A 9,826-nucleotide genomic window follows, 5' to 3' on the forward strand; every position below is an offset into this window, starting at 1 on the left:
ACGTTTATGATTAACGAGTTTCTTTGTGCAAAGTATACTTGCCGCAATACTTGCAAAACTTATTGAGCTCCAAGCGTTTGGTTCGGTTGGGATTTGCGGGGATCGTATAGTTCCGGGATCCACAAACCGAACAAGCCAGAGCGACTTTTCTTTGTGCCATATCGGCACCTCCTTACAAGCATAGTAATTTTAGCATTCAAATTGTTTAGAGTCAATTTATCTCGTCATCAAACTTCCGCCGACAGCGTTCAAAAGCGTTAATGATCGCCCGACGAATCTCTGCATCAAGCTTGGAAAATTCTTGATCATTCATCATGAGATGAAAGGCCCGCTTTTCAAGTGGCGAACATTTGCTGTAGAGCTTTCGCAGCTCTTCGTCGATGATTGCAGCAGTTTCCGGACTACTCGCAGTATAATCGGCAACCGTTGCTTCATACAGCCGTTCATTGGCCTCAATGGACGTCAACGGTTCACTTGGAAGCCGCTTTTGGGCATTATTGGAACGAATCAAATCAAATAACCGATTTCTCAAGTTAAGGCTGTAAAAGCTGCCGAAGCTGACTTTACGCGCCGGCTTAAACCAACACGCCGATCGATACAGAACAATGCCTGCTTCCTGGTCCAAATCTTCGAAGTCATAACCCTCGATGTAGTATTGGTGGCGAAATTTCCTGACAATTGGATAATACTTCTTGAATAATTTGGCAAATGCCTCATCGTCGCGATTCGCAACCGCACGAATCAATTGTTCTTCTTGACTAGGTAACATTTCTGTTCTCCCCTTTTACTGTTTTTGATAATCAATTAATAATTATGAAAAACATTAAACGAGAACGGGTACCTCGACAAGACGAACCGTCGTTCAGCCACCTTAATTCATACCTATACCAATTTCAAAATATCAAAATACTGATATTTTTATTAATCGTCATGCATCATCTTATCACGGAGCTTTTCCAATTCGAGCAGTTGCTTCGCATCCCACGGGGTGTGTCGAAACACTTGTGATTGATCCGTCATCTTTCTGGCTTCAATGTCGACTTCTTGTTTGGCCCGCTTGACGTCCCGTAGCAATTCCCGTGCAGGAATTCTCAGGGCCCCCGCCGCAAAAATTGTCCACTGTTCAGCTTGATCACTGGTTGCCACGATTACCTGGGTAAAGCGATTCTGCCGCTTATGAGCCAAGGCTTCGATATAGCTGTCAGCAGTCTGGTCCTTACTGGTCCACACAATTTCCATGTCAAATTGACGAAAGCTCTTTGAGTTTCCTGGGACATACATCGCATCAAAGACGACAATCATGTTAATGTCCCGGTATTTTTTGTACTCGGAGAGCTCTTTTAACAACTCATCGCGCGCGTCTTCCAAACGATTGTCCTGCTTCAGCTTATTTAAGTGCGGCCAATTGCCGATCATATTATAGGCATCGACGATTAACAAGTCTTCTTTCATGATTTCTCACCAACTTAACTTTTTTTATAGTGGATGGCGGGAGTTAAAGCCTTGATAAATCAGAATACTGGCAGCAACACTGGCATTTAAGCTTTGAATGTCGCCAATCATTGGAATCGTCAGCATTTCATCTACCTGCTTCTTGAGTAACGCAGAGATGCCCTTGCCTTCGTTTCCGATGATGACGGCCACCGATCCTTTAGCATCCCAACGCCGGTAATCAGTCCCTGAAACATCCGTTCCAAAGACCCACATTCCGCGTTCTTTTAATTCTTTAATTGCATTTGAAAGATTCGTGACCCGAGCAACCGGAACCCGCTCGATCGCCCCTGCCGACGTTTTTGAAACGGTTGCGGTCAAACCGACTGCCCGGTGTTTTGGAATAATAATCCCTGAGACGCCGGCAGCATCGGCCGTTCTGATAATCGATCCCAAGTTATGCGGATCTTCGATATTGTCCAAAATGACAAAGAACGGTTCGGTACCCTGCTTCTTAGCATTGTCAAACAAGTCATCAATACTGGCATATTTAAAAGCCGCAATTGATAAAACGACCCCTTGGTGATTTTGATTGTCTGAGAGCTTATCCAACTTCTGCTTAGGGACTTTCGAAATCACCAAGCGCTTTTTATGCGCCAGCTTCATAATCTCTGAAATAATGTTGTCGTCATCCTTGATTCCGGATTGAATAAATAATTTATTGACCGGATTTTCACTCTTTAACGCTGCAACAACCGGATGGCGGCCAATGACGAACTCTTCGCTATGGTCATCTTGGCCGTCCTTATTTTGCTGTTCGTTATGTTGATGATTAGTTTTCATGTTTAAGGTTCCCACTTTCTACTTGTTCAATGCACCAGTCGGCAATGTGCTTCATTCGGTCTGTTTGATCGCTCAATGACAGGTAGCCGAAAACCGCTTCAAAGCCAGTTGAGATCCGGTAAGTGATCACATCGGTGTTTTTGGCGTGCGTGTGGCTGTTTGCATTCCGCCCGCGCTTAAAATAATCCCACTCGGTCTCGTTTAATAGGCCCTCTTGCTTCATCAAATCAATCAACGCTGCTTGAGCCTTGGCCGAAACGTAATTGGTAGCAACGTGCTGCAGCCGCTTGGGCTTGGTCAGTCCTTGAGCAATTAAATGTCGTCGAATAAAGACTTCGTAAGCGGCATCCCCCATATAAGCCAGTGCAATCCCATTCAGTTGGGAAAAATTATCAATCATTAAATCCATTATTCCTTTCTAAACCGGGTTCCTTGTGGCGTATCTTCCAGTACAATTCCTCGGGCTTTTAGCTCTTCTCTAATCTCATCGCTGCGGATAAAGTCTTTGTCACGACGGGCCTGTTCACGTTCATGAATCAGTGCCCAAATTTCATCGTCTTTCAGTTCGCTTTGTTCCAACTTAATACCAAAGACGCCGGCTAATTCACGCAGCGTGTTGATGATAAACTGCAAGCTTAATTTAAAGACCGTCTGTCTCTCACTGTATGTGTTGGCAAATTTAGCAAGCTCATAGACTGCCGCAATCCCGTTTTGAACGTTAAAATCATCGTCCATAGCATCCGTGAAATCAGCGACAATCTGTCGAACTTCCTGATCCGTCTTTGGATCATCTCCGTCGTCGGCATTGTGGAGCCGATAAGTGAGGTTATTGAAGGCCGTCTGAAGCTTTTTAAGGTTGCTGCTGGCCTCTTGCACACTGGCGTCACTGTATTGAATGGGTCGGCGATAGTGCGTGGTTGACATTAACAAACGAATCACCTGACCATCCAGATGCTTAAGCAAATCATGAACGGTAATAAAGTTTCCAAGCGACTTGCTCATTTTTTCATTGTCGTCACCAATGGTCACGAAGCCGTTGTGCATCCAGTAGCGGACAAAGGTCTGTCCTGTATTGGCTTCACTTTGGGCCCGTTCGTTTTCGTGATGCGGAAAAATCAGGTCTTCTCCTCCACCATGAATATCAATTGTTTTGCCCAAATACTTCGTTGACATTACCGAGCACTCGATGTGCCAGCCGGGACGGCCCTTGCCCCATGGCGAATCCCACGAGATTTCATCACCCTTGGATTTTTTCCACAAAGCAAAATCGATTGGATCAGCTTTTTTGGCCATTTCTTCTGAACTGACGTGCTGGCTGGCACCGATTTCAAGCTGATCAACGTTGATGTGAGGCAGCGCGCCGTAGGTAGGAAACTTCCGCGCACGGAAATAAACGTCGCCGTCGACATCATAAGCGTAGCCGTTATCAACCAATTTTTTAACAAAGTCAATGATCTCGGGAATGTTCTCGGTTGCCCGTGGATGAACGACGTCACTGGAAATATTTAATGCAGCAGTATCCTGATTAAAGGCGTTGATGTACTTATCGGCGATCGCTTCAACGGTCGTATGATTTTCCCGGGCTGCGTTAATCATCTTGTCGTCAACGTCGGTAAAATTCGAAACGTACTTTACCTTATACCCGCGATACTCCAAGTACCGACGGACCGTATCAAACGCAATCGCGCTTCTTGCGTTCCCAATGTGGATGTAATTGTACACGGTTGGGCCACAGACATACATTTTAACGACACCTGGGGTAATGGGTTCAAACTTCTCTTTTTTCCGCGTGAGGGTATTAAATATCTGCAACATTTCGAATTCCTCTCTTTACTTGATATAGTCAAATAATATCATAATTCATACTTTTTTGATTAGTTTAACTATAACCCATAATAAAAGGTCTCGCTGTAATTTCAACGAGACCAATCGAAACAATAATATTTTTTATCAATTAGGCTTTATCAATTTGAGCTAAAGTTTGTTTGATATGCTCAATCGCTTTTTGTTTACCAACCAACTCAACGGATTCCGGAAGTTCTGGCCCGTGCATCTCGTGAGTAACCGCAATTCGAATCGGCATCCAGAGCTGACGGCCCTTAATCTTGGTGTCTTTTTGAATTGCTTTGATGGTTTTAAGAATCTCAACCGAATCAAAAATCGTTAATTTTTGGATGCGGTCAAGAAATTCATGGAGAACAACCGGTGCCGTTTCATTTGAAATCTCAGCCAATGCATCACCATCGATTTCATCTGGTTCTTGGAAGAACACCGAGGCCATATCGTTAATTTGAGCCATGTAGCTCATTTCCCGTTTATAAAGCATGATTAACTGACGGGCCCACTCGATTGTCTTGTTGTCAGGATTTTCGGGAATGTTTACCCCGGCAATCAACTGACGTAAAGCCAAGTCCATGATCGTGCTGTTATCCGCTTCTTTAACGTATTGATTATTAATCCACTCAAGCTTTTTGGAATCAAATTTAGCAGGTGACTTGCTCAAGCGAGTTTCATCGTACATCTTGATGAATTCCTTTTTGGTAAAGATTTCGTCTTCACCAACGGGTGACCAACCAAGCAATAAAATGAAGTTAAACATTGCATCAGGTAAGTAGCCCAACTTGCGGTATTGTTCAATAAACTGAAGAACGGACTCGTCTCGTTTACTCAATTTTTTGCCGGTATCTGCACTAATAATTAAGCTCATATGGCCAAATTTCGGTGCCTGCCAACCGAATGCTTCATAGATCATCAATTGTTTAGGCGTGTTGGCAACGTGATCATCCCCACGGAAAACGTGGCTGATCTTCATTTCATGATCGTCAACGACAACGGCGAAGTTATAAGTTGGCATGCCGTCGCGCTTACGGATAACAAAGTCACCACCAATAGTGTCGGAGTTAAACGATACCTTCCCCTTAACAATATCATCCCACGCATAATCGTGGCTCTTCGGAACGCGGAAACGAATCACCGGCTTTAAACCTTTTGCTTTAGCGTCGGCAATTGCCTGTTGTTTTTCATCCTCTGTCATTCCAGCATATTCGTATTCATAATGAGGCATTTCACCGCGGGCTTTTTGGGCATCGCGATCAGCTGTCAATTGTTCCTCAGTCCGATATGACTCATACGCCTTTCCTTCATCAATCAATTGTTGAATCAAAGGTGTATAGATATCTTTTCGTTCTGATTGACGATAGGGACCGTAGTCGCCGCCAACATCAGGACCTTCATCCCAATCAAGGCCCAACCACTTCAGGTTATCGAGCTGACTTTTTTCACCATCGGAAACGTTTCGTTTCGTATCCGTATCTTCAATTCGGATAATAAACTTTCCCTTATTGTGCCGTGCAAATAAATAATTAAAAATGGCTGTACGTGCATTTCCGATATGCAAGTGGCCTGTTGGACTTGGAGCATAACGAACTCGAATTGCATTGTTTGCCAATGTATAACGCCTCTTTCTTAAAATGAATCAAAATTTTGTCAATATTTAGAGTTTACAATGAACTACCGGAAAAATAAAGGCAACCCGACTACTTCTTGTGATTTGTCCCATTTTTTCGATTGCCATTTGATTTTTCAGACTCTGACTTATCCGAAATATTTTTAGTTGAATGCTCCGGACGTGCAAAGACCATTTTACCTGCGTCCGTCTGAATCGCTGAAGTCACCACAACATCAATATGGTCGTTCAAGAAGTAACGCCCGTCTTCAACGACAACCATCGTGCCATCGTCCAGATAAGCAACCCCCTGCTGACGTTCGGTTCCGTTCTTAACCACCATCACGTTCAGGTTTTGACCCGGCAAAATCTTTTGTCTCAACGAGTTTGCCAACGCGTTAATATTAAACACTTTCACGTTTTGAAATTGAATCACCTTGTTCAAATTAAAGTCATTGGTAATAATCACGCCATCAACGTCTTTGGCCAACTGAATTAATTTCGTGTCGACTTCGTCAATGTCTCCGTAATCCTTCTCGTAAATTTCAATTGGAATCAGATTTTCGTTTTGTAACTTATTCAAAATATCCAAGCCGCGTCGGCCGCGAACCCGTTTAACACTATCGCTGGAGTCGGCAATGTACTGGAGTTCGTACAAAACAAATTTGGGAACTAACAGTGTGCCTTCGATAAAACCTGTTTTGACAACATCGTAAATTCGGCCATCAATCAAAATATTGGTATCCAAAATTTTGTAATGGTGATAATTCTTGTCAACCGGCTTGTCGATAATCTTTTCTTCAGCACCCCTTGCGGTATCCGACTTCCGCCGGGACTGAAACACGTGACGCCAACGATCACTTTGGGTATTTCCAATTCGGAATCCAAAGTAGCCTAAAACAAGCATTAAGATGGTTGGAATCATCGTATTCAAGAAGAACGTATGGGTTCTAAAGAAGACAATCGAAATCAGGATCGCAATGACCAGGCCAACAATCAGCCCCAGTGTCCCAAAAAACAACGATAATGGGCTCTGCTTGGTCAGTCTGGCTTCCATTCGATCAATCATCTTCAAAATATAATTACCGCTCAACAACGAAATAATATAAAAAATAATTGCACCCACAACTGCATTTGTAGCAGTGTTGTTGAACAGCGTGCCATACCTTACCTGAAGCAGTAGCCACAGCATTGGAAAATAGCTGGCACCAATTGCGGCACCACCTAACGTAAAAACAATCTGAACAATTCTCTTTCGTTTCAAAAATATCGCCTTCTTTCAAAAATCAATCATTAACCCAGTGCAAGCTTCAAGGCTTGGGACAACGTTGAAACACCAACCACGTCGATGCCCTTGGGCGGGTTCCATCCCTGAAGATTATTTGCGGGAACCAACACACGTCTAAACCCAAGCTTCTGGGCTTCGGCAACCCGCTGCTCAATTCGTGTTACTCGCCGAATTTCGCCAGTTAACCCCAGTTCGCCAACATAACACTCAGTCGGGCTGGTCCCCCGGTTCTTGTATGACGATGCAATGCTGACGGCAACTGCCAAATCAATTGCCGGCTCATCAAGTTTGACACCACCGGCTGCCTTCAAATAGGCGTCCTGGTTTTGCAGCATTAAGCCGGCCCGTTTTTCAAGAACTGCCATAATTAAGGAAACACGGTTGCGGTCGAGGCCGGTTGCCGTTCGTTGGGCATTTCCAAATACAGATGCCGTGACCAGGGCTTGAATTTCAACGAGGATTGGCCGGGTTCCCTCCATGGAAACCACGATTGCTGATCCGGTTGCATCCTTCAGCCGTTCTTCCAGAAAAATCTCCGAAGGATTCTTGACTTCCCGCAAACCGTCAGTCCGCATTTCAAAAACCCCAAGTTCGTTCGTTGAGCCAAACCGGTTTTTTACCGTTCGCAAAATCCGGTACGAGTGGTGAAGGTCGCCCTCAAAGTAAAGGACAGTATCAACCATATGTTCCAAAATTTTGGGACCGGCAATTGCGCCGCCCTTGGTTACATGGCCAACAACGAATACCGTAATCCCCTGTCCCTTGGCAATATTCATCAAGTCGGCGGTCACTTCCCGAATCTGGGCAACCGAGCCTGTGGCCGATTGTAATTCTGGAATCTGCATGGTTTGAACCGAATCGATGATCACCGCATCAGGCTTCATATCGTTGATTGTGTCTTTGATGACGTCCATATCGGTTTCAGGATAAACAAACAAATTGTCACCGTTAACTCCGAGACGGTCAGCCCGCATCTTAATTTGGCTGGCGCTCTCTTCTCCTGATACATAAAGAATTGTGCCAGATTTGCTGAGCTGACCGGATACTTGAAGCATCAAAGTCGATTTACCAATTCCGGGATCTCCGCCGATTAAAATCAGTGAGCCGGGAACCACACCGCCGCCAAGCACGCGGTTGAGTTCTTCCATTTCCGTCTTAAAACGGACATCTTGGTGAAATTCAACTTTGTTAATCGCCTCGGGCTTGTTATCATGGATTCCGTTTCGTCTAAGACTCTGGGTTGCCATGGTACTGTTCTTCGGTGCAATCGTCTCTTCAACTAACGTATTCCACTGGTTGCAATTCGGGCAGCGGCCCAAATACCTTGGGGAAATGTAGCCGCAGTTTTGACATACAAATTGTGTTTTAACTTTTGCCAACTAAATTCTCCTCTTACTTACACTATCAACATTTTAGCACTTTATTACTAAACTTCGACCGAATAACCGTGGACTTTAAGGCATCTTATAAATTATTGACCAGATGAACCAAAACCACCGTTTCGGGTTTGCTTTTTTTGATCATCATCTTGATCACTTATCAAAAATGGCATAAAGATCCCCTGGCCAATTCGTTCACCCTTTTTGATGTGAATATCCGAAATGCCAAAGTTTAAAATCTGAACGAAGATCTCGCCTTCATTAGCAGAATTATTATAGTAATCCGAATCAATCACGCCGATCCCGTTTGGAATCACCAGCCCACGTTTGAGCGGGTTGCTGGAGCGATTAGCGATAATCAAGACCTCATCGGGCTGCATGTAGGCCTTGATGCCAGTTGGAATTAAAAACGGCTTGAGGACTTTTTTGGCCCCTTCAAGGGCGGTCGAGTCGACCGCTTTTTCGTGCTTAATTGACCAAAGGACTTTCAAAAAGTTGCTTTTCCAAATCGAGGGAATCACCATATCAACTGCACTTTCAAAGTCATAGCCGGCAGCATGATTAGTTGTTCGGTAAGGGACGTTCAAATCCTGATCGTTATATTTTGAAACAATTTCAAATCCACGTTTCATAAGTCTGGCTCCTTTTTCTCATTTATTCTATCATTGTAGTATAAACTATGTCGCACCGTTTGGATAGATTGACAAGCGCGGTAATTTATCGCAGTATTAGAGTGTAGTAAAACCTTTAAACAACTTTGAAATGAGGGGACAAAATATGACACATCAAGACGAACTCAAACAATTGGTCGGCCAAGAAGCTGTCAAATTCATCGAAAACAACACGATTGTGGGTCTCGGAACCGGATCAACCGTTAAATTCATGGTGGATGCACTGGGACAACGGGTAAAAGACGAGCACCTTTCAATTGTCGGCGTACCAACCTCTGAGCGAACTCGCAAGCAGGCCAACAGTTTGGGTATTCCAACTAAGGGCATCGATGAAGTTGACCATATTGATTTGACAATCGACGGCGCTGACGAAGTCGATCAAAACTTTCAAGGAATTAAAGGCGGCGGCGGTGCTCATTTGTGGGAAAAAATTGTTGCCATCAACTCACACAAAAATATGTGGATCGTCGACGAGAGCAAAATGGTTGATCAGTTAGGTGCCTTTCCGCTCCCGCTGGAAGTTATCCCCTATGGCAGCCAACAATTATTTAAACGTTTGGAAAACCGCGGATACAAACCCGAATTTCGAATGAAGGATGGCAAATACGTCACGACGGATTCGAATAATCATATTATCGATCTTCATTTAGGCCGAATTGACCATCCAAATGAGTTGGCACTTGAACTGGATCAACTGACCGGCGTCGTCGAACACGGACTCTTCTTGAACCTGGTGAACACCGTCATCGTTGGCCGAGAGGATGGACCA

The 9,826-nt window shown here is 44.3% G+C and carries 11 protein-coding genes; 1 reads left to right on the forward strand and 10 read right to left on the reverse strand.

The window, feature by feature from the left end:
- Window positions 1-10 precede the first annotated feature (10 nt).
- The 10 genes from rpmG to AB3112_RS05060 form a co-directional block, all read right to left on the reverse strand.
- Window positions 11-160 carry a 50S ribosomal protein L33 gene (gene rpmG / locus AB3112_RS05015; protein WP_008858258.1) on the reverse strand — a complete coding sequence of 50 codons (150 nt, stop codon included), beginning with the start codon at window positions 158-160 and terminating at the stop codon, window positions 11-13.
- 51 nt (window positions 161-211) lie between these two features.
- On the reverse strand, window positions 212-769 hold the full coding sequence (locus AB3112_RS05020) for a sigma-70 family RNA polymerase sigma factor (protein WP_075141264.1): 558 nt from the start codon (window positions 767-769) through the stop codon (window positions 212-214).
- Between the two features lie 152 nt (window positions 770-921).
- Window positions 922-1,452 (reverse strand): NYN domain-containing protein, encoded by a 531-nt coding sequence (locus tag AB3112_RS05025; protein WP_057910299.1) that lies wholly within the window; start codon window positions 1,450-1,452, stop codon window positions 922-924.
- Window positions 1,453-1,476: 24 nt separating this feature from the next.
- Window positions 1,477-2,274: a 23S rRNA (guanosine(2251)-2'-O)-methyltransferase RlmB gene (gene rlmB, locus AB3112_RS05030; protein ID WP_057910300.1), complete on the reverse strand. Its 798-nt coding sequence runs from the start codon at window positions 2,272-2,274 to the stop codon at window positions 1,477-1,479.
- Window positions 2,264-2,674 (reverse strand): Mini-ribonuclease 3, encoded by a 411-nt coding sequence (locus AB3112_RS05035; protein WP_057910338.1) that lies wholly within the window; start codon window positions 2,672-2,674, stop codon window positions 2,264-2,266. Before AB3112_RS05035 ends, rlmB begins: the two co-directional genes overlap by 11 nt.
- Window positions 2,675-2,682: 8 nt before the next feature.
- Window positions 2,683-4,089: a cysteine--tRNA ligase gene (cysS, locus tag AB3112_RS05040; protein ID WP_084975039.1), complete on the reverse strand. Its 1,407-nt coding sequence runs from the start codon at window positions 4,087-4,089 to the stop codon at window positions 2,683-2,685.
- 139 nt (window positions 4,090-4,228) lie between these two features.
- Window positions 4,229-5,722 (reverse strand): glutamate--tRNA ligase, encoded by a 1,494-nt coding sequence (gene gltX, locus AB3112_RS05045; protein WP_367334056.1) that lies wholly within the window; start codon window positions 5,720-5,722, stop codon window positions 4,229-4,231.
- A gap of 88 nt (window positions 5,723-5,810) precedes the next feature.
- Entirely contained in the window at window positions 5,811-6,983 is a 1,173-nt protein-coding gene (locus AB3112_RS05050; protein WP_057910303.1) for a PIN/TRAM domain-containing protein, read from the reverse strand.
- Window positions 6,984-7,012: 29 nt separating this feature from the next.
- Window positions 7,013-8,386, reverse strand: coding sequence for a DNA repair protein RadA (radA, locus tag AB3112_RS05055; protein WP_057910304.1), 1,374 nt, complete (start codon window positions 8,384-8,386; stop codon window positions 7,013-7,015).
- 92 nt (window positions 8,387-8,478) lie between these two features.
- On the reverse strand, window positions 8,479-9,018 hold the full coding sequence (locus tag AB3112_RS05060; RefSeq protein ID WP_057910305.1) for a dUTP diphosphatase: 540 nt from the start codon (window positions 9,016-9,018) through the stop codon (window positions 8,479-8,481).
- A gap of 145 nt (window positions 9,019-9,163) precedes the next feature.
- Between AB3112_RS05060 and rpiA the strand changes: the two genes are divergently transcribed.
- A partial coding sequence (rpiA, locus tag AB3112_RS05065; protein WP_367334057.1) for a ribose-5-phosphate isomerase RpiA occupies window positions 9,164-9,826 on the forward strand: 663 nt, incomplete at its 3' end.

The sequence above is a fragment of the Lentilactobacillus sp. genome (assembly GCF_040773105.1).
Classification (GTDB): Bacteria; Bacillota; Bacilli; order Lactobacillales; family Lactobacillaceae; genus Lentilactobacillus; species Lentilactobacillus parabuchneri.

Coding starts and splice junctions, on each gene's coding strand:
- rpmG (WP_008858258.1), bottom strand. CDS start 160: ATGGCACAAAGAAAAGTCGCTCTGGCTTGTTCGGTTTGTGGATCCCGG.
- AB3112_RS05020 (WP_075141264.1), bottom strand. CDS start 769: ATGTTACCTAGTCAAGAAGAACAATTGATTCGTGCGGTTGCGAATCGC.
- AB3112_RS05025 (WP_057910299.1), bottom strand. CDS start 1,452: ATGAAAGAAGACTTGTTAATCGTCGATGCCTATAATATGATCGGCAAT.
- rlmB (WP_057910300.1), bottom strand. CDS start 2,274: ATGAAAACTAATCATCAACATAACGAACAGCAAAATAAGGACGGCCAA.
- AB3112_RS05035 (WP_057910338.1), bottom strand. CDS start 2,674: ATGATTGATAATTTTTCCCAACTGAATGGGATTGCACTGGCTTATATG.
- cysS (WP_084975039.1), bottom strand. CDS start 4,089: ATGTTGCAGATATTTAATACCCTCACGCGGAAAAAAGAGAAGTTTGAA.
- AB3112_RS05060 (WP_057910305.1), bottom strand. CDS start 9,018: ATGAAACGTGGATTTGAAATTGTTTCAAAATATAACGATCAGGATTTG.